We start from the raw sequence: 23780 nt of genomic DNA, 5'->3' as shown, positions 1-23780 counted from the left end.
GGATTCCTTTAATGGTCACGAGCGGCCGTGCCGCGTTTGAGGGCTTCTGCCCCGGCTCCGATCTGTCGCCTCTGAGCGGCGCGTTCGGCTTCGCGTTCGGCGTCTCGCGCTTCCTTTTCCTGGCGCTCACGGCGCTTTTTCTCGCTCAGCTCCGCCTGGCGGGCCGCTACCGACTGCGAACCGGAGTCGCGCAGAAACTGCTGATAGTTCGCACGACTTGCCGCCTCCTGTTCTGCGATCGACAAGGTGCCTGCTGTCTTCGCCTGGCCTGCCGGCGCTTGCATCCCAATCGGCGTGGCAGCGACTGGCTTTGCGGAGGACTTTTCTGCCACCTTCTCCGGGGAAGCGAAGCCCATGCGCTCCAGTTGTTGCGCGGTTATCCCCTTGGCGATGACCTGCTTGTATGTGTCCGCATACGCTGCAGGATCGTCCTTGACTGAGTTCAACGCGCTTGAAACAGCAGATGCAGCCAAGCGCTGCTGATTGCCATTGACTGCTGCCCGGCGCATTGCTTCAAAATCATTCTGGGCATACTGGGCAACCTGCTGCTGGGTCATTGGCTTTCCTTCGGCAGCAGCAGCATCAGCAGCTTTGGCAGCGCGGTTGTACGCCTCTCCCATGGCCTGCTTAGGATCAAATCCATAGAGAAGATCGATCTCCGGAGCTGCTCCGGCAGCTTTGCCAGATGCTTTGCCGGCGGCAATAGCCAGTTGCTGACTCCGATGGCTGATGTCCGCATTCAGCCTGCGCTCATTCAGCGCGTAATTGCGGTCGTCGTTCGCCTGCGCGCGCTGCGCCTGGGCATTGCGATGAAGCATGTCCAGGTAATGCGATGTGTCGAGACTCTTCCAGTGGGGAGACACCAGGGCAGTCAGTGCCTCCTGAGTGTTATCCACCGGCTGGCCTAGCAGCGACTTCGCGCCATCGGCGCCCAGCGTATAGAACTGCACCCTGCCGTCCTTGCCTGTATCGAAGCCCACCTTCGCACCGCCGAACAGGCCGGATTCGCTGGCAAATGAACTCAGGCCTTGGGCTCCACCACCCAGCGCGGCACGCAGCTTGCTGTCGGCATCTTTGGCAACTGCAGCCCTCTGGGCCTCATTGAACTGCAGGTCTGCAAACTGACCTTGCTTGACGTTGCGCTCTACTTCAAGGGCCTTGTCGACCAGGCCGGCGCCACGATATGCCGCCACCACACGCTGATTCATCGCCTCTGGCTTGGCGTAATCCGCCACGGCTTGCTGGGCTTCCGCTGCGGTGGAGAAAGATTTGTTGACCCCTGGCGCAACCATGCGGAAGGTTTGCGGCGCTGGCTGACCGCTGCTGCCTTGGCTCAATGCCATCGGTACCGGAGGGCCTGCGCTCTGATCGCCCAAAGTGCCTTCCACGACTTCAGCGGGAGCCTGGGCCTGCTTGAGAGACTGATTCAGCGAATCAGCCTCGGCTTGCTGCTTGCGCCAGACCTCGCGCTGATCCCTCTTGAACTGCTGGTCTTCATCGTCCCGCTTGCGCTGGTCTTCTACGTCACGCTGCTTGAGATAGCCGGTACCGCCCCCGCCAGGAATGCAATGATTGGGCTTGCCATGTGTTCCCCTGCCATACCGCAGGCGCACACAAACGGCCTCGGCGCGCGCTATGAAACGACAGTGCCGAGGCGATTTCAAGGGGGTATGGAATTGGTCAGCGTGTACGGGCACGAGTGCCGGGCAAGCTGAACGGAAGCGCCCTGCCGTGCTTGGCTCCGGCCTTGCGGCGGGTGTCTGACTCCTGACTCTCCGGAGCATGCCGCGAGCGATACAACACATCAAATGCATTGCCCCGGCTGCGAGGGGTTCCGTCTGGCCATGGGGTATTGGATTGGGGTTGATTCATCAGAGCGCCTTTTTGCAATGGGTCAGGAGAAAGCGCAGCGTTAGTGTGTCCTCACGCGGCGCCAGTTGATCGTTCTCATTCACCTCACGGACAACGGCCTCGGGGTTGGCCCCCTGCTCGATCCGGCGAACCTCCACAACCTTTCCGGACGGGAGAATGAAGCGCTTATAAATATGGGGAGAGCTGGCCATCAGTTTGTATTTCTTGGGGATCCCTGCCACAGCGGCAGCTTCTTGGGCCAGAGCCCAGCTTTCAGGATTTGCTCGCGGGTGAAGCGGCCGGCTTCGATGCCGTACTCGCGGTGGGCCTCGCGGCCGCCGGTTTCCAGCAGCCGGTAGTTGTCATAGGCCACATGGCAGCCCTCTATGCCCGGACGGCTGCAGCAGAGCGGGAAGCCGGTGCGGTCATCGGTCTTCAGGCCCAGCCCCTTGCCGTAATTCAGGTGGGCATGCTGGCTATAGCCGCTGATGCCGCACCAAAAGCAAGGCAGCTCGGCCACCAGACGGCGGTATGGTTCGCTTTCGATGGCGTGCTCTTTCGGAACCACGATGCCCGTCGTGCCAGCACCAGGGGTCATGGTGACGTTCTCAGGCACCATGCTGGCCGTAGCAAGGGCGCTCTCGATTTGACGGGCGGCGCGCTCGGCAAGGCGCTGCTCACGACTGGCAGCCTGGCCGGGCTCGCAGTAGTGGCCCTCGTCCTGCTCGTCACGGAGCCCAGCGCCAGCCCAGGAGCTGCGAGACTTGAAGCCCTTGCCGGGATTGAGGGGTTTACGGCGCATCAGCATGATGTGTCCCCCTGGGTCGCAGCACGCGCTGCAAGCAGTCGCTCTACCGCGCCACGAACCAATGCGCTATCACACCGCTTCAATCGTCGTAGTCGAATGAGTTGAGGAACAAGCAGCTTCCATACTTGCTCCGAGATAGGTTCGTCATTCAACAATGAATGTGCGAACCAGTCAGAGCAAGCGCGGCCTGTCATAGATCCACGACCAACAATCGAGATAACCGACCTCAGATAGTTTCGATCTTCTTGAGCACGCTTCAAGGCCTGCTGGTAGTCGTTCAATACCATGCACGCCCCCAGTCCTCTACAGGCACCAGAAAGCCGTAGTCGTTAAACACGTAGACGGTGCGAGCGCCCGCCTGCACTCGGTTGCAGCAGCGGTTCTCCATCCACCGCTCAATGAGGTAGCGCCCGTCCGCCAGGCGCTCATATTCCGGCCACACCAGCCGCGTGATGCGTGAGGCGCTGGGGGGCTTGCGTTCGCCAGCCAGCGGCACGACCTTCCCAAAAAATGCGGGGTCCAGTGGCTTGATCATTTGACCAACCTCACTTCCAGGCCCAGCAGGGCCTTCATCAGGTGGCGCTTGAGCTTGAATTCGGGAGTCAGCATGCCCTTCACGTCCTCGATCACCTCCACGCCCTTTTCCACATAGACAAAATCGGCCACGTAGCGAATGGCCTGCTTAACGCGGCTCGCGTCGGAGTACTTCACGGCGGGCACCAGCTCATAGGGCACCTGGCGGCGCAGGTCGCTGATTTCTCCAGCGCGCAGCTGCATGCACAGATGCCCCCAGCGGCGCGCCTCGGCGCGGCTGTCGAACTTCACCCCATCGGGGGTGACGGTCTTCTTGTTGCCGTACTTGGCTCCACCAGGTCCAGATCGCTTGGCCGCGGCTTGAACCCCAGGCGCTTGAGCTCGGCCCGCACCGCTTCCCGCATTCCCGGCCACAGCCCGTGACCATGTGTCACGGATTCCTCTTCCAACTCCGTAGCCCTGTGCCTTGAGTAGTGCCACCATCCCGGCGTCATTGCCAGTCGCACCAGATGGTCCCTTGCTGCGAGGTAGTGCTTTGGTAAATCGCTTTTCACTCATGCCACCCCTCCCTGCTGGTAGGCCAACACTGCGGCGGCGGTCTTGCGCTTTTCCTTGAGCAACCGAATGCGGTCTGCACGCGCCTGCACCTGAGCTTTCGTGAAGCGGCCTGACTTGCGGGCAAGTTGGTCGCGCAGGTCATCCAGGCGAGCGCGCAACTCGGGGGGGGGCAGCGACAGTGGTGCTGGGCTTCCCCTCAAGCAATGCCATCGGGTTGAACACCGGCGCCGGAAGAGACAAGCGGTCCAGGTGCTCTGCAGCCACGGCAGGCGGCAACAGGCCTGCGCTGACAGCTTGGGTCAGGGCCTCCTGGCGCTGGGCTCCGTCCCAGCCGATAGAGACTTGAATCACAGGCAGCTGGCGCTGCTCGCGGGCCGTGGTGGTGATGCGCTCGTAAGCAGCAATGAAGGCCATGCGTGCCCCCACCTTGTCGCCTGCTGCGAGCATCCCTCGAGCTTGGTCAAAGGCACGCTGAATCTCATCGCTCCAGACCACCGTGGCCGCCTCGTCGGCGGATTTCAGCGCCAGCGCCCAGGCCTCGCTTGGAGCCAGGCGGCCTGCCAGTGTCTCCAGCTGGTCCAGGACCGCCTTCAGGGTGAGCTTGCCCGTGTGCTGGGCACGAACGCGCTTCAGGGCGCGCTCAAGAGCAGGAAGCGGGTAAATGCTCAGGTCATCGGCCATCATGGCGGCGGCCGCGGGAGGCAGCGCGTGCCCCATCGCCTCGGAGGTCAGCGCCAGCTGCGAGCACAAGCGGGCCAGTTCTGCATCATTCAGCATCTGAGCCCCCTTGCTGCGCAGCACGCTGAGCGCGAATGATGGCCATGGCCTCATCCACCACACTGGCATTTGCCTCGAGCTGGTCAGCCTGCTTGGCACGGGTGCTGGTCATGCTGGCACCAGTCTGGAACTGGGTTGCCCACTTCTCGGAGCTTTGAACCAGCATCCCAACGGAATGCATCTGCTTGACGATGAACTCTTCTTGCACCCTGCGCACGTAGTGCACTGCTACGCGCGGAGCCAGCTCTACGCCAACGCGGTCAATGAACTGGGTGAGCTTGCCCGCCACCGTCTTGTTCCACAGCGGCCAAGTGCCGTAGCGCTGCTGATAGGCAATCGCGTAGGCAATCCAGGTCTTGTGGCTCTTGGCCTCCGGTCCGGGGTAGCGCAGCTCTCCAGGAATCTCATAAACCGTGCCGTTGGGTGCAGCCACCTGCATCGGGGCGGCTGGTGCGACAGCCCCGGACGAAGAATTCTCTGGAGTAGTCTCTGCTGTAGTCTTCTTGGTAGTCTTTCCTATATTAGTTTGCGACTTCCCCGGCGACTTGCTTGCAGGTTTGCTCGCATCTTGTTTGCCAGTTCCCTGCAATCCAGTTTGCAGGTTTCCTGCAATCTTGTTTTCAGGGGGGGTGGATTCCAATGCCACCTGCAGAGCGTCGAAGTCCACGCGGAAATACAGCTTGGCTGGGATGCCGCGACGGTCAATCTCCAGGACACCGAGCTTCTGCAGCTTGGCGCGGGCATTCTCTTGCTCAGTGCGAGACAGCCCGGTTTCTTCGGTCCACTCCGTGATGGTCTTGTAGAACCAGCCTTCCTCTTCGGTGCGACGGGCCCAGTAGATGGCCTGCGACAGCATCAAGGCACCGGTGATGCCCGCGCCCAGATTCACGAAAACGCGCTGAAAGGCTACTGGCCGATCCAGATAAGCGCTGATGGTGCTCATGCCTGCACCCCAGCTTCCTGCACAAGCCTCGCCTTGTGCTTGCCCCACAGGCCTGCAATCCACTCCACTCCCTTGGGGGTGAACTTGTAGTGAACGAAGGCGTGCGAAGTCTCGCCGTGCTCTGCTGTGCCCGTCTTGGCCTCAAAGCGGCCGTTGTGCATGTGCTCTGCGCGCGGCGTGAGCGGGCCCTGTGGCGTGGTGCGGTACATCAGCCCGCGCTTCAGCAAGAAGTCGGTGAAGTCGTTCAGCTTGGCGCCAAGGACTTTGCACACCTCACGCACACCCATGCTGCCAGTGCCTGGCTGCACGTAGCGGTCGACAAACTCCACCTTTGGACCAGCCAGCGCCAGCTGCGCCTCGGCCTCGATGCGGGCCTGCTCTGATGCCATGGCCAACTTGAGAATGTCCATGCGCGTCAACTGTGCTGGCGCTGGCTGCTGGGCCTCCAGCTCCTGCCAGCGCTTGACCACCTTCATGCGTGCCACCGGGTCGTAGCCCAGCAGCAGGGTCAGGCTGGTGTCCTTGTCCAGCAGGTACTCGTCGTAGGTCTGGCCGTTCTGGGGGTGTATCCAAGGATGGATAGACCCACCGAACATAGTCCCCAGCTGTCCATGCATAGCGCGCAGGTCGCGCATCACATGAAAGTGATCCTTGCCGGTCAGCTCCGCAATGTCGCGGCTGCTCATGGTCAGCGGCACGGCCACCGGTGAAAGTTGCGAATTCAGACTCATCGGCCACGCCCTCCGAATTCGGGGGCCTGAACGTGGCCTACCAGCGCCAGCAACCCTTGGCTATGCTCATCTTCATGAAGCATCTTCTCCGCCACCATCTGTCGGTACGGCTTTTTCCACTCCAGCACATAGATTGCATCGCGGATGCGCGCCGAGGTGTCCAGCTCCAACAAAGCGCAGCTCCTACGGAAACGATGAAAGGTCACCTCATCGACCTTCGTCTTCAGTTCGTGATCGAGCTTGCCCAGAGGAGCAGCAATGCCGCGGGCAAACATTGGCGTGTGCTCGTCCCCCGCCAGATGAGCAGTCGCGTGATCCAGCACCTCCTGGGCATCGTCCGGGGGAAGCCCCTGCAGCGCATTGAGCACGGCGCCAAGAGCGGCTTTCTGCGCCTTGGTCAGGTGAGCGAGTTGCGTGATGTATTTGGTGGTGTCAGTCATTGCCCACCTCCTTTTCTGGGGTGGGTGGCTGAGAGAGCTCAGGCAGTGGCTTGTCTGAGTAGATGTGATCGAACGTGAGTTCCAGGCCGTGGCTGGCAGCGAGAGAAATCAGCCGGCGGGCGACTTCTGGAGAGACGGTCTGCCCTTTTTCGTAGTGCCCGATGTTGCCTTGGGTGCATCCAAGGCCATCGGCCAGCGCTTGCTGGGTCAATCCCAAGCGCTCCCGGATCGATTTGAGGTTGTGCATACCTCAATTATGAGTCCGACTGATAACTAAATCAACAGTCGGACTGTTTTGAATTAATGAGCCCCACTAATACCCTAAGCCGCTTATGCCAGCACTCCCATTGACTCCAGAGCAGAAAGCAGACGCAGCGCGCCTGAAGCAACTGTTCCAGCGTTGGAAAGCTGACAGGCGAGCTCAAGGGCTGCAATCCAGCCAGGACACATTTAGCGACCAAGTGGGTTTCGGACAGAGCGCCGTCAGCCAATATCTAAACGGCAAGATCCCACTGAATCCAGCTGCAGCTGCGAAATTCAGCAAAGCACTCGGATGCCAGATCAGCGATTTCAGCGCAACCATCGCTGCAGCTGCGAGTGAAATTGGTGAGGCTGTATTGCAGCCCGGCCAAGAAGCCGGCCGACCCGGCGGCATGGACATCACAGAACTGTCAAAACTGGAAATGCAGTTGGTTCTGATGTTCCGTGAGTTGCACGACCAGGCCAAGGATGAAGTAATCAGCTTGACGAACCAGCTGCATAACTCAGTTATGCCTGCGAGGTCTGCGGCTAACCCCTACCCTGGCGTGCCAGCTCCTAAGCAAAAGCTGGCTCCTGCGCCAAAGGCCAGCCGCAAGAAGACCGAGAGCGCAGAGCACTGAGGCGCATCAGGTAACGGCACGGCCCCGTCCGAGGATGTGATCGGGAATCTCGTCGAACTTGTAGATGGGGACCAAGACGCTGCAGCGACTCTTGATCAGCGCGCCCAGGGCAACCATATCCGCCAGCTGTTCGGCAGTCAGCTGGTCTGCCAGCTTCGCCACCATCGCGGCATACGCCTCCGGCACATAGCGCACACGGGGGTGCTTTCCCTTGTATGCCTCAATCTGATCTAGCAACTCTTTCGCGTCCATTCACTCTCTCCTGTTGTGATCGCACGGGCCTGCATTGGCCCCTCATCAAGTCCTGAACCGTCACTTGTTTGAACGGCTCTCCAAACAGCAACGAGTGCGCGCATGTGCAATACATCGTTGCCAACTCCCCCAGCTGCCGCGCCGTGGGGCAACTCGCCCCCGTCTCCCATTTCGACACGGCCTGACGAGTCACACCCAGGGCATGAGCTGTGAAATCCTGAGATAGCTTGGCCGAAACGCGCGCCCTCTTAAGGCGACTTCCGAGCAGCATGTTTGGGTCGGTGTTCATTAGCGTCACTGGTTTTTTATACAGTATTGCACAGTGTTTTGGGCGCTGCAACTGCAACTTTGCATTGCGCAACTCACAGTTGCGCAACCCTGAGTTGCGTCCAGCAAAAGCCGTTTGTAAACAACAACTTGTTTGAAATACAAAAAAATTTGCCGCATTTAATTAGTCCGACTGTTGTCTTTTTTATGATTCCGACTAATAATTTATCCAACGGCAGCAATTTGATGCCGCGCACCACAAAACAAGGTGCTCCGTTCTTCCGGGCCGGCCGGGTTACCAAACGGGAAAGCGGCGAGATCGGCCGCACTTCCAAGAGACACATAAGTGCACGGGGGTGAACGGATCGCTCACACAAGGCTAGTAGCGCTCTGCCCCCGGACGGGATCAGGCAACGCGAACGAGATGTGGCACCAGCAGAAGAAGGTGCCGACGCTGAGAGTCCAGCCCCTGGGACGGTACGGGGTGAGGCAAACGGGATGCCAAGAACAGAAACCTGTTGAGGTATTCAGGGATGCCAAGAACAGAAAAGCCCACCGAGCAATCGGCGCGTCCTCCTGAGCGTCACCAGGAGGGAAACCAGAGCGTCTTGAACCAGGGCGCTGCGGTTTGACCACCAACCACCGAGAAGCCCATGAACCACCTTACTTCCGTAAACCAGCAGATGGCAGCTGGACAGAAATTGTCCGCAGCGCCGGTAGCCCAGCCAGTTGCTGAATCGTTGGATCGCTTGGAAAAGCAGGTCGTAGCACTGCGTGATGTTTTGGATCGCGTCCACTTTCGTTTGGAGCCCGTCCTCACCCCATGCGCCCCAACCCCTGCTGGCGCTCAAGGCGAGGAATCACAACCAACGACAGCGCCGATGGTGTCACAAATCGACAACCTGACCCATTTTCTACGTTCGGCCAGCTTTGACCTGCAGGAGATTGAACGCCGCTTGGCCATCTGAGCAAGGTCAATTGGAGACTGAAATGTGAGCGATTCGCCAGCATGCGGCATGCATGTGCCTTTCCCCGCAGGGCTATAGCGGGGCCATCACACATGCGGTCGGTGAGCGGGGAAAAGCAGCGGAATACAAGCAAGGCTGCATTTCCGGCTGCATCTGTGATGGTGCCGGGGGTCGGCTCCCCGGTTCTTACAAACCAGGCCTGCATGGCCCGGCTGGAATACTGCAAGAGGGTAATTGCACCAGTCTTAGGTGCCCATCATGAACACCCCGGGAAAGTAGCGGGGGCTATCTGGCGTGACTGCTCGAGCAGGTACGGCAGCACAGGAATTCGCCTGAGCTACCGTCAATTAGGAACTCGGCGCCTCCGCGTCGTGACGACAGTGGTCACGCCAGATGGTTTGTGAGCCCACGTACATATTGATTCCGTGACTCTCTTTGGGCAAAATTTGCAGCACGTACCTGTTTTGCCGGGCCTGGGGTCACAGACTCCTTTCACTTCCTCAACTTGCCCAGGCATGACCAAATAGGTCACCGGCTTTTTATTCGTGCCCGCAGCAACTGCTTGCGGGCTTTTTCTTTTGCCGTAAGCAGTTCAAGGTAGCTCATCGCACAAATCAGGTGCCTAAAGTCGCACTGCCACAGCCTCATGAGCAAACCGGGAGCTACCCCGTTTGGTGTAAGACGAGCTCCTATTGATTGCCCGAAAAGCATCAAGCAGAATTCGACCCCATCTACCTGTTATGCCGGGCCTGGGATCCCTCCTCCCTCCCTTACTGACCTCTCCCCAGGCAGGACCCGAAAAGGTCACCGGCTCTTTATTCAAGCCCGCAGCAAGCGCTCGCGGGCTTTTTCTTTGCCCTCAGGAGATTCCATGCATTCGACCCCAACCACCACCCCATCGACAAAGCTGCTGCTCGCCGCGCAATGGACGCTCACCGGCTTCGGCCTCTTCTGCCTGGTCGGCGCGGCCGTGGTCATGGCCCTCACGCCAGAAGCCTGGCCCCTTTGAACATTGAACTCAGATAGCTAACAGGAGATCCTCATGCTGAAGACGATTGTTGACTCCCTGCTGGTCATCGTTGGCGCCCTGCTTCTCGCAGCCTGGCTGTCCGCGCCTGATGCCCAAGCCGATGAGCCCCAGACCATCACCCAAAGGCTGCGCGACGAGTTCGCTTGCCCGGGAATGCATGCCGAATGGCTAGATGACAAGACGGTGCAGTGCCTCAAAGAATTGCCGTGAGTCACCTATGGGGCTTAACACTAACCAGCAAGTAACAATCTGAACCTATACTGAACCCAATAAGAGATGGAGGAAGCCGTGACAGAGCTCGGGAGTTTTCTTTATCACAGCGAAATTGCCCCGGACGCCGATATTGGTTGCGTTGCCGAGATCGCCAAATTCTCCCGCGTTTTTAACCAATCACACGAAATAACGGGCGTCCTGATATTTGACGGCCAACGCTTCGTTCAATACATCGAAGGCCCGCAGGAACACGTGATTGCGCTTGCGAACAAAATCGCTTTGGACACCAGGCACATCAACTTCACTCCACTTTATCAAGCCCAAGGCATCACACAGCGCCTCTTCCCGAAATGGACAATGGCATATTTCGCGAATGATGATGCAGAGCCTCTCGCAAGTATATTGACCGATCAAGGCGAAGCAGCGTTAAGCAGCCTGCAGAAAATACTGCCTCAGTTGGACGCCGCATAGCGGAACAACCTCCTAGCCATTTACTGTCTGAGAGCAGTAAAAATCTGAATCCCTCAATAGCCCGCTCCCGCGGGCTTTTTCTATTTCTGGAGCCCAGATGTTCAAGAACATGATCATTTACCGCATTGCCAAGAGCTGGCAAAGCGATCTGCAGGCGCTGGAGGATGCCCTGCAAAAGACAGTCTTTGAGGAGTGCGGCGCCACACAAGAGCGCTCCGTGGGCTGGGTGCCGCCGCGTGGCGAGCAGCACGGCTCGCTGGTCGAATCCGTGGCCGGACAGTGGGTGATGCGCTTCATGACCGAGGCGAAGGTGCTGCCGGCCAGCGTGCTCAATCGCAAGGTCAACGAGAAGGCCGAGCACATCGAAAAGACCGAGGGCCGCAAGCCTGGCAAGAAGGAAAAGCGCGACCTCAAGGACGAGGCCAAGCTGGACCTGCTGCCCATGGCCTTCACCAAGCAGGGCAGCATGTGGGTCTGGATCGACCCGCAGGCGCGCACGCTGGTGCTCGATACCAGCGCCCAGAGCCGCGCCGACGAGGTGGTCACGCTTCTGGTCGAAGGCCTGCCCGGCTTCGCCCTGGCTCTGCTGGACACCCAGACCAGCCCACAAGCCGCCATGGCGCATTGGCTGATGACCCAGGAACCGCCCGCCGGCTTCACCGCCGACCGCGAAACGGAGCTGAAAGCCGCGGACGAATCCAAGGCCGTGGTGCGCTACGCCCGCCACCCTCTGGATATTGATGAAGTCCGTCAGCACATCGAGCACGGCAAGCTGCCCACCAAGCTGGCAATGACCTGGGACGACCGTGTGAGCTTCGTGCTGACCGAAGGCCTGCAGATCAAGAACATCGCGCTGCTGGATGCGGTCATGGACGGCAACAGCAAGGACGATAGCGGATTCGACACCGATGTAGCCATTGCCACCGGCGAGCTGTCGCGCCTGATCCCCGATCTGATCGAGGCCCTAGGCGGCGAAGGCCGAACCGGCCTGGGCGACCTGCCCGCCTCGCTGGCTACCAGCGCCAGCAACAACGCATCACTCTCGGGCAGATATTAATGCAGTGGCAAACGCAACCACTGCAGCACTTCCTGAAACAAGTTTTCCGAAAATTTGATCCCGTGGCATGGTTTGTCTTGCCTTGAGCCACAAATAGCAATCTTTTTGCTTTTCACGGTCATATTCAAACAAGCCGATGTCAAGTCTCTTCTGGATGACTGACAGCCCGTGCTTTACCTCCCATTCCTCAAGCAGTCTGCGCGTTCGATCATCAAGTGCCATACCTAATCCGTACCTTGGTACACAAAATTAAGCGCCAAATGTAACCATCTGTTGTTGCATTGAGGATGAATTTTTCTGATAGCCATCTGCACGCCAATTAGCGGGCTTTTTCTTTGGAGGCTCCCATGAGTCTGACTTTCGTGAATCACAACGGCGACCCCATCACCGATTCCCGCATGGCCGCCATGCGAGCTCAAGGAATGGAGCTCGAGCGCCTGCGCCGGCTGGCCGCCAAGGCGGATCCCGTGTCCGTGCACAAGGGTTGGCGTGTCACGGGCATCGCGCCTGGTCTGCTGGACGAGGCAAAGCAAGCTCACGAGCGGCTCTGCCAGATGGCGCAGAAGGCAGGCGGCAAGCCGCCGGAGCCGTTTGATGAAACTGCGTGGCTTCGCACCGCCAAGCGAACTGCTGTGCGCAGCAAGCCCTACATCCTTCAAGAGGCTGCTCAGCAATGCAAAGAACTGGCCGTCAAGGTGGGATGGCTGGAAGTCCAGTTGATAGAGATCAAAAAGGTAGTCGCCTGAGTTATCAAAAATCTGGCCTGCACTCAGTGTCAGCCGTGAAGACAGGACTACACATTTGGAACGATTTTCATTCGTGCAACTAAGGCAGATTTTGATGACTTTTGGCAGCTTTTGTGCACGGAACAAGAGTTCGGCTGACAGTAATCTATCAGTCTGCGGGGGTGTAATAATTTGTGACAAATAGCGGTAGCACGAGCATCGAGATTCCAGATCGCCGTTTAACGCTCAGGGTTGAAATGATTGCTCTTTGATCGGGGAGGCTCTTGTCAGATGTCCGCGAATTACAACTTGATGGTACTGACACCATCTCTGGCGCTTCTGGTTCTTGCTGCCGTCTTGATCGTTGCTTGGTTTAACCAACGATCCCAACGCTTTCTGTTTTGGCAAGCCTGTGCCTATTCGCTCACGGCACTGCCCCTCGCTGCTCAAACCTTAATTCCCCTGGAGGTGCTCACGCGCTATGCGCTATTGATTGGCAGCATCTATCTGCTGGGAGCCTGGTGTCTTGCGAAGTGCTGGGCGGACAGGTGGCGTGTATCAACGCATCCGCACATTGCACTACAGGTCTCCATTGTCACCTTAGCCGTTGTGTACCACTTCAGCTGGGTGAATCCGATGCCTTGGGCTCGCATCTGCTCCTTCAGTGTTGGCTCGGGCTTGGTTCTAATGCTGCCTATCCTGCAGGTCCGTTCAAGGATGAGCTCTGTGCACTGGCTCGATAAATTGCTGCTCTGGCTAAGCATTGCATTCACTACCTATACCTTTACTCGGCCCGGTTTGATCTGGCTGCTGGGCTACTCGGATCTTCGGTCATTGCCAAAGTCGCCCTACTGGCTCCTAACGCTGGTGAGCATCTTGAACTTCGCGCTGCTCTTCAGCTTGGTGATGACGGCTATTGCCGCGAAGGAAACGGTAGACAAGCTACGACGTGAGCGAGACTTTGATGCGTTGACCCAGTTGCTGAATCGCCGCTCTTTTCAGGAATATGCCCAGCAGCGCCTCGCTGACATGCGGCTCTATCCGATGGCGGTGCTGGCCTGCGATATAGATCACTTCAAGCGCATTAACGACTCCTGGGGTCACAAGCGCGGCGATGAGGTTCTGCAACTGGTTTCAACGACGCTTAAAGACAGCGTGCGGGAGAACGACCTTGTCGCACGGTTCGGTGGGGAAGAGTTTGTGCTTTTGTTGACGGAGATTTCACTGAAAGATGCCGAGGCCATTGCGCTGCGCATCCAGCGCGACCTCCGCTTGAACAATGAAGTTCTCCCATCAGGCTACACGTTGACCCTGAGCTTCGGGATTTCAGCGCTCGACAGCACCACACCATTAGATCAAGCCCTGCGAGAGGCCGACCGGCTTCTTTACGAAGCCAAAAATGCTGGGCGAGATCGGGTACACGTATCCGGGGGCAATTATCCGGATATATCCATCGAACTCGATCACGTTGCAAACCAAAGCTACCACATGCCCTACCGCAGAATCACATAGAGCCCTCGCAACGAGCGATTCACCCGTAATCTCCGCAGCCCACCACCCGCTTTTTTCATTCCATAGAAAGCGTTCAAAGAATGAACAAGCGTAATCTATAGGCCGAGCCACCGAGGAGCAGACATGGCGAACAATGCTTCACAACCCGTACAGGCATATCGCTACGAACTGTTGCCAGAAAATCTTCACGCTGATTGGAAGATCATCGTTGACAGAGTGCGCGCAGCCTATGACAAGAAGCCGGAAGCAACGATACAGCTGGAGAACGCTCGTCAGCACGGGTTCGGCTTTGTTCGCGCACTCGCGGCGGCTGGGCTTGTGACTGCGGCCGGCAAGGCCGACCTGATGGAGCTATTGCTATACCCCAGATCGTCCTGCTAACTACCCAGCCCCAGCGCGCTGGCGCGGGCTTAAGACCAACAGCAGCATTACTCGGGATTTGGAGACTCAAGACACTGAGCTAACCAATCGGCTGGTAGCTCTTTCATCAGCAGGATGTATTCCGCAGCGAGTTGCTCAGCGTGTAACTCAGTCTCAGCCTCCCCGACTTGAAAGTAGTGAGTCTCTCCACCCTGAGCACAGACCCCTACCCTGGCCGCATACATCGAATCGATTCCTGTCAGCGAAGCCGATGAGAACACCTGCAGACCCTGAATTGTTCGCTCCATAACCCCTCCTCCAAACAATGCGGTCAATCCAACTGTGATTGTCGCAACCATCGAAGTCAGCCGACGTAACGCCGGCGACCCTTTTCGACCAACAAGCCCGCAGCCGCGGGCTTTTCTCATTCTGGGAGCCGCCTATATGCAAGACAAGACTTCTAACCACGCCCCCATTCCCACAGAGCTCAACATCGCGCCGCGTGGGAAATCGTGGCTTCACGGGCAGCTTATTGATGGCGAGCAAGGCCATCCCACCAGGCAAAGCATGGAAAGCGCAGATCGCGCGCAGGCCATCGAAGCAGCCCCTGCCCAGGCAGCGCCCGCAGCCGTGGCAGTGCCTGATGGCTGGAAGCTGGTGCCGGTGGATTTGACGCCCGAAATGAAGCGCGAGTTCATGGATCTGCTCATGGACGGCATCGACATTTATGTGAACCGCCGCGATCAGATCGAAATCCAGACTGACTCACCGCGCAGGATCTGGAAAGCGGTACTTGCTCTCTCGCCAGCAGCCCCAAGGCGCAGGCAGACGGGCGGGATGCGGACGGAGAAGCATTCAGGACTGCTGCCCACTTGGGCCTGACGCTGCGCTTTTACGGAAATTGCGCCCAGTCTGGAATGCCTGGAACGCCGAGCGCATACGAGATCACACATGGTCAAGATCGCGCAGCTGCAATGCGTGAAGCTATCCAGCGAGCAGATGCCGCAATCGCCCAGGCAGCCAAGCAGGGAGGTGCCTGAGTGATTCATTACCACGGCCTGCCCATCACGCCAGAGACAGCAGCAGCCCAGGTATTGCAAGCGGGCCATGGTTTTGTGAGCTTCTCAGAGTCTCGGAATCTGGCTCTTGCCATTTCTGTATGTCAGTCGTTTGCTATTGATAACGGAGCATTCACAGCATGGAAGCAAGGCCAGCCTGTCTCAGACTGGAGCGACTTCTATGGATGGGCAGCCGATGCACAGATGGTGCCCGCCTGCGACTTCGCTGTGGTGCCTGACGTTATCGATGGCAGCGAAGCAGACAACGATGCACTGCTGACAGAGTGGCCGCTTGGCCGGTTCTTTGGCGCACCTGTGTGGCACATGCATGAAAGCCTTGATCGGCTGGAACGCATGGCCAGCGACTGGCCCCGCCTGTGTATCGGTAGCTCTGGAGAGTTCTCCACCGTTGGTAGCGCGGCATGGTGGGGACGCATTGCACAGGCCATGGCCGTGGTCTGCGATGAGCAGGGCCGCCCTGGCGTTCGCCTGCATGGGTTGCGCATGCTCAATCCCGAGGTGTTCAGCCGCCTACCGTTCGCCAGCGCGGACAGCACAAACATCGGCCGAAACATCGGCATAGACCAGGCCTGGCGCGGCACCTACACCCCACCAACCAAAGAGGCCCGTGCCGCTGTCATGCGTACCCGCATCGAATCCCAGAACGCTCCCGCGACCTGGACGCCATTACCGGCAGAGCCGGAAGTTGAACAAGGAATGCTGCTTTGAACACCTACCGCTACACATTCGTGGCTGCTTGCCCAGCCAATGGCGAGCAGATCGTCTACAGCCTGGCTCTACAGCACAAGGACAAGGTGCTGGTGGAGCACATCAAGACCGCGTGCGCCCTTCATCGCCAGGGCTACCAAGAGGACATTGCCGCAGATCTGCATGAGCGCTTTGGCGGAGCTCTGACGCTGCGCGCCATGCATCACGGAGTCGAGATTGAAACAGTGCTGGCAGCCCAGCAGGGAAGTGCAGCATGAGCCGCCGAGCCCGCGACCGAGGCGACAAGCGCGACAGATGGCGCGAACCTATCAACCACCCTGAGCCTCGCTGATGCGGGGTTTTGCATTTTTGGAGACCTCATGGCAACCAGCGCCAGCACCGTGGGCCTGCCAGAAGACAAGGCCTACATAGCCCACCACTTCAACTGCCCTACCTGCTGCGCTGCCGGGCTATCCGGCGGCAAGCAGGCGCGCTGCCCTGATGGACTGCAGCTCTGGGAAGTCTATCTCCAGGCCTTTGATGCCCACGCACAACCGCAGGCCCAGCGCCCATATCGAGCCGCCGTCCAGCCCCACCACAAACCCTGAATTGAGCCTTGATTTATGAAACATTCAGATACACAAGCGGTAAACACAGCCGCCAATGATGGGCCCGTCAGCGCACCCGAGTGGGTCCTGGCTTCCAAGTTTGAGGAACTCACCGGGGTGACACGAGAGACAGTCAAACAGCGCAAGAAGGCCGGCACCTGGCGCGAAGGCGCTCAGGTTGCTGTCGTTCACCGTCGCCTCTACGTCAACATCAAAGCCGCCGATCAATGGATAAAAGACCATCTGCCCAAGCAACACCGCCCGGCGTAAAGATTCGCCATCTCGTCTCAGGCGACAGGCTGCAAATTGCCTTCACCTGGGAGGGTCAGGAGTGCCGCGAGCTGCTCCCAGCCTGTGCAATCAACAAGAGCAGCATTCAGCGCGCAGCCTCTTTGCGCGACGAAATCCGCCGCAAGATTGCCGAAGGTGGCTTCTCCTATGCCGACTACTTCCCGGACAGCCCAAGGGCCGCAGCCCCGTCAAAAAGCAACCCGCTCATGGAAACGCTGCTGCAAAAGCAGCTGGACACCTATGCCCGCCAGGTCAAGAACGGGCAAATGTCCCCGTCCACCTACAACGGCTACGCCAAAGCCATCACAGGCGAGCGCATGCGCCGTTGGCACGGGCTGAAGGTGGGTGAGGTACTGCCCAGCCTGCTGCGTGACTGGGTGTCTGAAATGGACTGCACCAGCAAGGCCATACGGAACATGCTCACCCCACTGCGCAGCCTATTTGAGGACGCCCTGAATGACGAGCTGATCGACTTCAATCCTTTCGAGCGCATCGCCCTATCCAAGCTAATCAGGCAAACGGCCAAGGCCAGCGACTACGTGGTGACGCCGTTCAGCGCGGCTGAGCGCGAGGCCATCCTCAAGGCATGCCGGCCTGACGAGCGGCCCATGCTCCAGTTCTGGTTTGAGACAGGACTGCGCCCAGGCGAGCTGCAGGCGTTGCAGTGGAGCCACATCGATTTGGAGCGAGCCATCGCCCGGATAGAGCTCAATCAGGTCGCTGGCGTGATCAAGGGGCCCAAGACAGCCGCCGGCATCCGAGATGTAGAGCTATCCGCCGAGGCACTCGCTGCGCTGCGAGCCCAGCGCCCTATTTCCGAGCTCAAGGGCGAGCGCATCTGGCTCAACCCTCGCACGGGCGAGCCATGGAGCACCGACGCCCAGATCCGCAAGACGCTCTGGCAGCCGGTCTGCAAGCGAGCCGAGGTGGAGTACCGCAACCCGTACCAAGTCCGCCACACCTATGCCTCGGCCCTGCTGACGGCCGGCGCCAATCCCTGGTACGTGGCCAGCCAGCTGGGGCATGAGGATGTGGAGATGGTTTTCCGCACATACGGCAAGTTCATCAGGGACGACTACCAGAAGCCCAAGCCTGAATTTCGCATTGTGGGAGAAAAATGATCGGTGCGATTTCGGTGCGAAATCGGTGCGATTTGGTGGACACCACAGGACACCAAAAGGCAAAGAAAAACCGCCACACACTAGGCTTTCCAGTGTGTGGCGGTGTCTTGAATGGTGGAGCTGGCGGGAATTGAACCCGCGTCCGTAAGCCTTCGCCGGACAGATCTACATGTTTAGTGCTCTGTTTTAAATCTCGCCACCCAAACCCCGCAGGCACACGCTGCTTGGGTAGCCAGCTTCCTAAAATCTCGCCAAATACCAAGAAGCCCGGTATCCAGCCAGCTAATGTAAATTCCCTTGCAGCCGGGAGGTATTGCTACCCCCTTGCCCAGCCCACTAGCGTGCTGTTGCAAGGCTCACCGGATTAAGCGGCGAGTGCGAAACGTTCGTCGTTTGCAGTTAGTTTTTTGAATGGAGATTTACGAGCGTCACTCAAGCTCGACATGCACCGCACCGGTCCCGAACCCACGTCGAAACCAGGACAGCCCCTTAGTTGCCTATTCTAGCCTCATCCCAGCAACTTCAACAGCTCAAGCGGTGAATTGATATGTGCATCGGCACCCCAGTGAACCGTATCTGCTGTCGCACCCAGGTAGCCATAGCGTGCAGCTACGGTTTTCATACCCGCTGCTGCACCGGCCTGGATATCGCGCTCGTCATCTCCGACATAGATGCAATGCTCGGGAGCAATCTGCATGCGTCGTGCGGCTTCAAACAGAGGCTCGGGGTGAGGCTTGGAATGCGGCGTCGTGTCCCCGCTCACCACGGCCGCAGCCTGAGCAAACAAAGGCATCTGACGGGTCAACGGGTCGGTGAAGCGCATGGACTTGTTGGTCACTACCCCCCACAACAACGGGCCGGCTTCCAATGCCCGGATCAACTCGGGCACGCCATCAAAAGCATAGGTGCGCTCGGTCATGCATTGCTCGTAATTGCGAAAGAACTCCTCGCGCATTTCCGCAAAGCCTGCAGACTCAGGCGTCATGCCGAACGCAATACCCAGCATTCCACGAGCCCCAGCCCCGGCCATATGGCGGTAGGCATGGAGCGGCAGCGAGGGCATGCCACGGTCCACACGCATCTTGTCTGCTGCAGCTCCCAGATCAGGAGCGCTATCGATCAAAGTGCCATCCAGATCGAAAAGAACGGCTCTAACGTGCTTCCACATGGCTGTCACTCCTGCGGGCGGCGTGTCGCCAGCATGTAATTGACCGAGGTGTCGTTGCTGAGCCAATAGCGGCCCGAGATCGGGTTGTGCTCCATGCCTTTGCTGCCTTGCACATCCAGGCCGGCTTCGCGCGCAAAGCGAGCCAACTCGCTTGGGCGCAGCAACTTGGCGTACTCATGAGTCCCTTTGGGAATCATCTTGAGCATGTATTCGGCAGCCACGATCGCCAGCGCAAAAGCCTTGGCATTGCGATTGATGGTGGAAAAAAACACCCAGCCACCAGGCTTGACCAGTTTGGCACATGCCCGCACGATGGACGCGGGATCGGGCACATGCTCCAGCATTTCCATGCAGGTCACCACATCAAAACTGGCCGGCTGCTCCTGCGCCAGCTGCTCGACGCTGACCTCATGGTATTGAATATTGAGCGTTCCCGCCTCCAGAGCATGCAGCTGCGCGACGCGCAAAGCCTTGGTTGCCAGATCGATACCCACCACCTTGGCCCCTTTGCGCGCCATGGAGTCTGCCAAAATGCCACCGCCACAGCCCACATCCAGCACACGCTGGCTCGCCAATGGGGCCTGGGCGTTGATCCAGTCCAGTCTCAGGGGGTTGATCTGATGCAGTGGCTTGAATTCACTCTCGGGATCCCACCAGCGATGGGCCAGGCTGGAGAATTTTTCCAGTTCTGCCGGGTCGGCATTGATAGTGTTGCTCATGGTGCAATTGTCCGCGATTACCGCAATGGATCAGGCATAAAAAAAAGCCCCGTTGCCGGGGCTTTTTGTGTAGCAATCGAAAGATTACTGAGCAGCCTTGGTGCCCACAACTTCGATTTCCACGCGACGGTTTTGAGCGCGGCCGGCAGCAGTCTTGTTGTCTGCCACGGGTTGCTTCTTGCCCTTGCCTTCGGTGTACACGCGGCTCTTTTCGATGCCCTTGGACACCAGATAAGCCTTCACAGCTTCAGCGCGACGCACCGACAGCTTCTGGTTGTAAGCATCGGAACCGATGGAGTCAGTGTGACCCACGGCGATGATGACTTCCAGGTTGATGTCCTTGATCTTGCCGGTCAGGTCATCCAGCTTAGCCTTGCCTGCGGGCTTCAGCACGGACTTGTCGAAGTCGAAGAAAGCGTCAGCAGAGTAGGTAACCTTAGATGCCACTGCAGGCTGGGGAGCCACAGGAGCGGGAGGCACAACGGCGGGAGCGGGAGCAGCAACCTGGGCCTTCAGAGCACCGTCGCAATCAACAGCGGCAGTAGCAGGAGTCCAGTTGGCATCGCGCCAGCACAGTTCGTTCGTGCCGTTCTTCCACACCAGTTCGCTGGTGCCGTTTTGCCAGTTGTCGATAGTCTTGCCACCGTCAGCAGCCTTCACTTGTGCGCCAGCGGCTGTCACGAGGGCAGCAGAGGCAAACAACATCGCCACTTTGTTCAGTTTCTTCATGGTTCTCCTCTTGGGGAAAAAGCCGCAGCAGGGCTGCGAATCTGTGGACGTCATCAGTGACCATCACCAAAAACGTTGAAATGATTGTGCCATACGTAACATGCAAGAGTGTTGTCAACTAGGCACCAACAAGTAGGACAGCTATGTAATTCCTCAGTTATGTTGCTCTGCTGCCACACGCCATTCGACCTAAAATGGCTGTTTTCCAGCCGTCAAAGTATCACTAGACATGACCCAGTTTGCTAAAGAAACTCTGCCCATCAGCCTTGAAGAGGAGATGCGTCGCAGTTATCTCGATTACGCCATGAGCGTGATCGTGGGCCGGGCGCTTCCTGATGCGCGTGATGGCCTCAAGCCCGTGCACCGCCGCGTTCTGTACGCCATGCACGAACTCAATAACGACTGGAACCGCCCCTATAAGAAGTCGGCGCGTATCGTCGGTGACGTCATCGGTAAGTACCACCCTCACGGCGACATCGCGGTCTACGACACCATCGTGCGTATGGCGCAGGACTTCTCGCTGCGCCACATGCTGGTCGATGGTCAGGGCAACTTCGGCTCGGTGGACGGTGACAGCGCCGCCGCCATGCGTTACACGGAAATCCGCCTCTCCAAGATCGCTCATGAAATGCTGGGCGACATCGACAAGGAGACCGTGGACTTCGGCCCCAACTACGACGGCTCCGAGCAGGAGCCGCTGGTGCTGCCAAGCCGCCTGCCTAACCTGCTGGTCAACGGCTCCTCCGGTATTGCCGTGGGTATGGCCACGAATATCCCGCCGCACAACCTCAATGAGGTAGTGGACGGCTGCCTGCATTTGCTGCAGAACCCCGAAGCTTCCATCGACGAGCTGATGGAGATCATTCCCGCGCCCGACTTCCCCACGGCCGGCATCATCTACGGCATCAACGGTGTCAAGGAAGGCTATCGCACCGGCCGTGGCCGCGTGGTGATGCGTGCCAAGTGCCACTTCGAGGACATCGACAAGGGCCAGCGTCAGTCCATCATCGTTGACGAGCTGCCCTACCAGGTCAACAAGAAGACGCTGCAGGAGCGCATGGCCGAGCTGGTGCACGAAAAGAAGATCGAGGGCATCAGCCATATCCAGGACGAGTCGGACAAGTCCGGCATGCGCCTGGTGATCGAATTGAAGCGCGGCGAAGTGCCCGAGGTGGTGCTCAACAACCTCTACAAGCTGACCCAGCTGCAAGACACCTTCGGCATGAACATGGTGGCCCTGGTCAACGGCCAGCCCAAGCTCTGCAACCTGAAGGATCTGATCCAGGTCTTCCTGGAGCACCGCCGCGAAGTGGTGACCCGCCGCACCGTGTTCGAGCTGCGCAAGGCGCGCGACCGCGGCCATGTGCTGGAAGGTCTGGCCGTCGCACTGGCCAATATCGACGACTTCATCGCCATCATCCGCAACGCTCCCACACCTCCCGTGGCCAAGGCCGCGCTGATGGAAAAATCCTGGGACAGCAAGCTGGTGCGCGAGATGCTCACCCGCACGCGCACCGACGGCGGCGTGGTCAATGCCGACGACTATCGCCCCGAGGGCCTGGAAGTCGAATTCGGCATGCAGCAAAACGGCCTGTACCGCCTGTCCGAGACCCAGGCCCAGGAAATTCTGCAGATGCGTCTGCAACGCTTGACGGGCCTTGAGCAAGACAAGATCGTGGCCGAGTACAAGGACGTCATGTCGGTCATCGAAGACCTGCTGGACATCCTGGCCAAGCCCGAGCGCGTCTCCATCATCATTGGCGAAGAACTCAACGCCGTGAAGGCCGAGTTCGGTCAGTCCAAGAAGGGCGAGCGCCGCTCCACCGTGGAGTACAGCGCGCAAGACCTGTCCACCGAAGACCTGATCACGCCCACCGACATGGTGGTGACGCTCTCGCACACCGGCTACATCAAGAGCCAACCCCTGTCCGAGTACCGCTCGCAAAAGCGCGGCGGCCGCGGCAAGCAAGCCACGGCCACCAAGGAAGACGACTGGATCGACCAGCTCTTCATCGCCAACACGCACGACTATCTGCTGTGCTTCTCCAACCGCGGCCGCATGTACTGGCTCAAGGTCTGGGAAGTGCCCTCGGGTTCGCGCGGCTCGCGCGGTCGCCCCATCGTCAACATGTTCCCGCTGCAGGAAGGCGAGAAGATCAACGTGGTGCTGCCGCTGACCGGCGAAAACCGCAGCTTCCCCGAAGATCACTTCGTCTTCATGGCCACCAGCATGGGCACCGTCAAGAAGACGGCGCTGACCGAGTTCAGCAACCCGCGCAAGGCCGGCATCATTGCCGTGGGCCTGGACGAGGGCGACTATCTGATCGGCGCTGCGCTGACCGACGGCAAGCATGATGTGATGCTGTTCAGCGACGGCGGCAAGGCCGTGCGCTTTGACGAGAACGATGTGCGCCCCATGGGCCGCAATGCGCGCGGCGTGCGCGGCATGAACATCGAAGAGCATCAGAACGTGATCGCCATGCTGGTCGCCGAGGCCGACGACGGCACGGGCAATGTGGTGGCGGGTTCGCAAAGCGTGCTGACCGCCACCGAAAACGGCTACGGCAAGCGCACGGCCATCAGCGAATACACGCGCCACGGCCGCGGTACCAAGGGCATGATTGCAATCCAGCAGTCCGAGCGCAACGGCAAGGTCGTGGCTGCGACCCTGGTGGCGCCCGAGGACGAGATCATGCTGATTACCGACACCGGCGTGCTGGTGCGTACCCGGGTTGCGGAAATCCGCGAGCTGGGCCGCGCCACACAGGGCGTGACGCTGATCAACCTGGACGAAGGTGCCAAGCTCATCGGCCTGCAGCGCATCGTCGAAAATGATGCGAACGACAATGCCGGCGAGGACGGCGGAGCCGATGACTCCGGCAGCGCCGGCGCCGAAGGCGCGCCCGAGTCCGGCGACGCCTCCTGATCGGCCAGCCCCGGCTGCCCCGATACGGACCGGACGCCACGGGCATGGCCCCATGCCCGTGGCCCAATGTTTTG

Annotated in this window: 33 protein-coding genes and 1 other RNA gene; 17 read left to right on the top strand and 17 right to left on the bottom strand. The window is 59.1% G+C overall.

Annotation, left to right across the window (positions count from 1 at the left end):
* Window positions 1–8: 8 nt before the first annotated feature.
* Window positions 9–980: a hypothetical protein gene (locus V8Z78_RS22765; RefSeq protein WP_349732204.1), complete on the bottom strand. Its 972-nt coding sequence runs from the start codon at window positions 978–980 to the stop codon at window positions 9–11.
* Window positions 981–1028: 48 nt separating this feature from the next.
* On the opposite strand from V8Z78_RS22765, the gene V8Z78_RS22760 reads away from it, so the two are divergent.
* The gene (locus V8Z78_RS22760) at window positions 1029–1715 is read left to right on the top strand and encodes a hypothetical protein (RefSeq protein ID WP_349732203.1); all 687 of its coding nucleotides are present in this window, start codon (window positions 1029–1031) and stop codon (window positions 1713–1715) included.
* Between the two features lie 156 nt (window positions 1716–1871).
* Here V8Z78_RS22760 and V8Z78_RS22755 read toward each other — a convergent pair whose 3' ends face one another.
* The 9 genes from V8Z78_RS22755 to V8Z78_RS22715 all read right to left on the bottom strand — a co-directional run bounded on the left by V8Z78_RS22755 (window position 1872) and on the right by V8Z78_RS22715 (window position 6889).
* A complete protein-coding gene (locus tag V8Z78_RS22755) occupies window positions 1872–2063 on the bottom strand; it encodes an NUDIX hydrolase (protein ID WP_041744171.1) in 192 nt (63 codons plus the stop codon).
* Window positions 2063–2659, bottom strand: coding sequence for a DUF968 domain-containing protein (locus tag V8Z78_RS22750; protein ID WP_012838667.1), 597 nt, complete (start codon window positions 2657–2659; stop codon window positions 2063–2065). The genes V8Z78_RS22755 and V8Z78_RS22750 overlap by 1 nt, the downstream gene beginning before the upstream one ends.
* 277 nt (window positions 2660–2936) lie before the next feature.
* Window positions 2937–3194, bottom strand: a complete 258-nt coding sequence (locus V8Z78_RS22745; protein ID WP_012838668.1) for a hypothetical protein — start codon at window positions 3192–3194, stop codon at window positions 2937–2939.
* Window positions 3191–3751, bottom strand: a complete 561-nt coding sequence (locus tag V8Z78_RS22740; protein ID WP_347612542.1) for a DUF1064 domain-containing protein — start codon at window positions 3749–3751, stop codon at window positions 3191–3193. The genes V8Z78_RS22745 and V8Z78_RS22740 overlap by 4 nt, the downstream gene beginning before the upstream one ends.
* A 138-nt stretch (window positions 3752–3889) precedes the next feature.
* Window positions 3890–4528: a hypothetical protein gene (locus V8Z78_RS22735; RefSeq protein ID WP_349732202.1), complete on the bottom strand. Its 639-nt coding sequence runs from the start codon at window positions 4526–4528 to the stop codon at window positions 3890–3892.
* Window positions 4518–5471, bottom strand: a complete 954-nt coding sequence (locus tag V8Z78_RS22730) for a hypothetical protein (protein ID WP_302132024.1) — start codon at window positions 5469–5471, stop codon at window positions 4518–4520. Before V8Z78_RS22730 ends, V8Z78_RS22735 begins: the two co-directional genes overlap by 11 nt.
* Window positions 5468–6202 (bottom strand): phage antirepressor KilAC domain-containing protein, encoded by a 735-nt coding sequence (locus V8Z78_RS22725; protein WP_302132022.1) that lies wholly within the window; start codon window positions 6200–6202, stop codon window positions 5468–5470. The genes V8Z78_RS22730 and V8Z78_RS22725 overlap by 4 nt, the downstream gene beginning before the upstream one ends.
* Window positions 6199–6642 (bottom strand): hypothetical protein, encoded by a 444-nt coding sequence (locus V8Z78_RS22720; protein ID WP_349732201.1) that lies wholly within the window; start codon window positions 6640–6642, stop codon window positions 6199–6201. The genes V8Z78_RS22725 and V8Z78_RS22720 overlap by 4 nt, the downstream gene beginning before the upstream one ends.
* Window positions 6635–6889, bottom strand: a complete 255-nt coding sequence (locus tag V8Z78_RS22715; RefSeq protein ID WP_012837615.1) for a helix-turn-helix transcriptional regulator — start codon at window positions 6887–6889, stop codon at window positions 6635–6637. The genes V8Z78_RS22720 and V8Z78_RS22715 overlap by 8 nt, the downstream gene beginning before the upstream one ends.
* A 100-nt stretch (window positions 6890–6989) precedes the next feature.
* On the opposite strand from V8Z78_RS22715, the gene V8Z78_RS22710 reads away from it, so the two are divergent.
* Window positions 6990–7523: a helix-turn-helix domain-containing protein gene (locus tag V8Z78_RS22710; RefSeq protein ID WP_167332949.1), complete on the top strand. Its 534-nt coding sequence runs from the start codon at window positions 6990–6992 to the stop codon at window positions 7521–7523.
* Window positions 7524–7529: 6 nt separating this feature from the next.
* Here V8Z78_RS22710 and V8Z78_RS22705 read toward each other — a convergent pair whose 3' ends face one another.
* Window positions 7530–7775 (bottom strand): hypothetical protein, encoded by a 246-nt coding sequence (locus V8Z78_RS22705; RefSeq protein WP_041743974.1) that lies wholly within the window; start codon window positions 7773–7775, stop codon window positions 7530–7532.
* Window positions 7744–8046 carry a helix-turn-helix transcriptional regulator gene (locus V8Z78_RS27220; RefSeq protein WP_167332978.1) on the bottom strand — a complete coding sequence of 101 codons (303 nt, stop codon included), beginning with the start codon at window positions 8044–8046 and terminating at the stop codon, window positions 7744–7746. The genes V8Z78_RS22705 and V8Z78_RS27220 overlap by 32 nt, the downstream gene beginning before the upstream one ends.
* 649 nt (window positions 8047–8695) lie before the next feature.
* Between V8Z78_RS27220 and V8Z78_RS22700 the strand changes: the two genes are divergently transcribed.
* The 5 genes from V8Z78_RS22700 (at window position 8696) to V8Z78_RS22680 (ending at window position 11781) form a co-directional block, all read left to right on the top strand.
* Window positions 8696–9010 carry a hypothetical protein gene (locus tag V8Z78_RS22700; RefSeq protein WP_012837613.1) on the top strand — a complete coding sequence of 105 codons (315 nt, stop codon included), beginning with the start codon at window positions 8696–8698 and terminating at the stop codon, window positions 9008–9010.
* An 871-nt stretch (window positions 9011–9881) separates the two neighbouring features.
* The gene (locus V8Z78_RS22695) at window positions 9882–10019 is read left to right on the top strand and encodes a hypothetical protein (protein WP_167332948.1); all 138 of its coding nucleotides are present in this window, start codon (window positions 9882–9884) and stop codon (window positions 10017–10019) included.
* 33 nt (window positions 10020–10052) lie between these two features.
* Window positions 10053–10250 (top strand): hypothetical protein, encoded by a 198-nt coding sequence (locus V8Z78_RS22690; protein WP_012837612.1) that lies wholly within the window; start codon window positions 10053–10055, stop codon window positions 10248–10250.
* A gap of 66 nt (window positions 10251–10316) precedes the next feature.
* Window positions 10317–10724: a BLUF domain-containing protein gene (locus tag V8Z78_RS22685; RefSeq protein WP_349732200.1), complete on the top strand. Its 408-nt coding sequence runs from the start codon at window positions 10317–10319 to the stop codon at window positions 10722–10724.
* A gap of 97 nt (window positions 10725–10821) precedes the next feature.
* Window positions 10822–11781: a recombination-associated protein RdgC gene (locus tag V8Z78_RS22680; RefSeq protein WP_280042594.1), complete on the top strand. Its 960-nt coding sequence runs from the start codon at window positions 10822–10824 to the stop codon at window positions 11779–11781.
* Here the strand turns inward: V8Z78_RS22680 and V8Z78_RS22675 are convergent.
* Complete coding sequence (locus V8Z78_RS22675) at window positions 11761–12003, bottom strand: hypothetical protein (protein WP_123974912.1); 243 nt, start codon at window positions 12001–12003, stop codon at window positions 11761–11763. The two genes, V8Z78_RS22680 and V8Z78_RS22675, sit on opposite strands and share 21 nt — an antisense overlap.
* Before the next feature lie 125 nt (window positions 12004–12128).
* Between V8Z78_RS22675 and V8Z78_RS22670 the strand changes: the two genes are divergently transcribed.
* The 9 genes from V8Z78_RS22670 (at window position 12129) to V8Z78_RS22630 (ending at window position 18164) form a co-directional block, all read left to right on the top strand.
* The gene (locus V8Z78_RS22670) at window positions 12129–12527 is read left to right on the top strand and encodes a hypothetical protein (RefSeq protein ID WP_341679470.1); all 399 of its coding nucleotides are present in this window, start codon (window positions 12129–12131) and stop codon (window positions 12525–12527) included.
* A gap of 270 nt (window positions 12528–12797) precedes the next feature.
* Complete coding sequence (locus V8Z78_RS22665) at window positions 12798–14018, top strand: diguanylate cyclase domain-containing protein (protein WP_349732199.1); 1221 nt, start codon at window positions 12798–12800, stop codon at window positions 14016–14018.
* Between the two features lie 123 nt (window positions 14019–14141).
* Window positions 14142–14399 (top strand): hypothetical protein, encoded by a 258-nt coding sequence (locus tag V8Z78_RS22660; RefSeq protein ID WP_012837607.1) that lies wholly within the window; start codon window positions 14142–14144, stop codon window positions 14397–14399.
* Between the two features lie 546 nt (window positions 14400–14945).
* Window positions 14946–15260 (top strand): hypothetical protein, encoded by a 315-nt coding sequence (locus V8Z78_RS22655; RefSeq protein WP_041743972.1) that lies wholly within the window; start codon window positions 14946–14948, stop codon window positions 15258–15260.
* Window positions 15261–15418: 158 nt separating this feature from the next.
* Complete coding sequence (locus V8Z78_RS22650) at window positions 15419–16165, top strand: hypothetical protein (RefSeq protein ID WP_012837604.1); 747 nt, start codon at window positions 15419–15421, stop codon at window positions 16163–16165.
* Window positions 16162–16422: a hypothetical protein gene (locus V8Z78_RS22645; RefSeq protein WP_012837603.1), complete on the top strand. Its 261-nt coding sequence runs from the start codon at window positions 16162–16164 to the stop codon at window positions 16420–16422. The genes V8Z78_RS22650 and V8Z78_RS22645 overlap by 4 nt, the downstream gene beginning before the upstream one ends.
* Window positions 16423–16524: 102 nt before the next feature.
* Window positions 16525–16752: a hypothetical protein gene (locus V8Z78_RS22640; RefSeq protein ID WP_041743971.1), complete on the top strand. Its 228-nt coding sequence runs from the start codon at window positions 16525–16527 to the stop codon at window positions 16750–16752.
* 15 nt (window positions 16753–16767) lie between these two features.
* Window positions 16768–17022, top strand: coding sequence for a hypothetical protein (locus V8Z78_RS22635; protein WP_012837602.1), 255 nt, complete (start codon window positions 16768–16770; stop codon window positions 17020–17022).
* Window positions 16980–18164, top strand: a complete 1185-nt coding sequence (locus V8Z78_RS22630) for a site-specific integrase (protein WP_012837601.1) — start codon at window positions 16980–16982, stop codon at window positions 18162–18164. The genes V8Z78_RS22635 and V8Z78_RS22630 overlap by 43 nt, the downstream gene beginning before the upstream one ends.
* A gap of 112 nt (window positions 18165–18276) precedes the next feature.
* Here the strand turns inward: V8Z78_RS22630 and ssrA are convergent.
* The 4 genes from ssrA to ompA form a co-directional block, all read right to left on the bottom strand.
* Window positions 18277–18653: a transfer-messenger RNA gene (gene ssrA, locus V8Z78_RS22625) on the bottom strand.
* Window positions 18654–18672: 19 nt separating this feature from the next.
* Window positions 18673–19332, bottom strand: a complete 660-nt coding sequence (locus V8Z78_RS22620) for an HAD-IA family hydrolase (protein ID WP_003067658.1) — start codon at window positions 19330–19332, stop codon at window positions 18673–18675.
* 5 nt (window positions 19333–19337) lie between these two features.
* Window positions 19338–20051 (bottom strand): bifunctional 2-polyprenyl-6-hydroxyphenol methylase/3-demethylubiquinol 3-O-methyltransferase UbiG, encoded by a 714-nt coding sequence (gene ubiG, locus V8Z78_RS22615; RefSeq protein WP_349732198.1) that lies wholly within the window; start codon window positions 20049–20051, stop codon window positions 19338–19340.
* Between the two features lie 84 nt (window positions 20052–20135).
* The gene (gene ompA / locus V8Z78_RS22610) at window positions 20136–20780 is read right to left on the bottom strand and encodes an outer membrane protein OmpA (RefSeq protein ID WP_003077020.1); all 645 of its coding nucleotides are present in this window, start codon (window positions 20778–20780) and stop codon (window positions 20136–20138) included.
* A gap of 229 nt (window positions 20781–21009) precedes the next feature.
* Between ompA and gyrA the strand changes: the two genes are divergently transcribed.
* Entirely contained in the window at window positions 21010–23706 is a 2697-nt protein-coding gene (gyrA, locus tag V8Z78_RS22605; RefSeq protein ID WP_349732197.1) for a DNA gyrase subunit A, read from the top strand.
* Window positions 23707–23780 lie beyond the last annotated feature (74 nt).

Origin of the sequence: Comamonas sp. wu1-DMT, from assembly GCF_040187805.1 — a bacterium.
In the GTDB taxonomy this organism is placed as follows: domain Bacteria; phylum Pseudomonadota; class Gammaproteobacteria; order Burkholderiales; family Burkholderiaceae_C; genus Comamonas; species Comamonas thiooxydans.
Note: the sequence above shows the minus strand (reverse complement) of the source record. Positions and strands in the feature narration are given on the sequence as shown.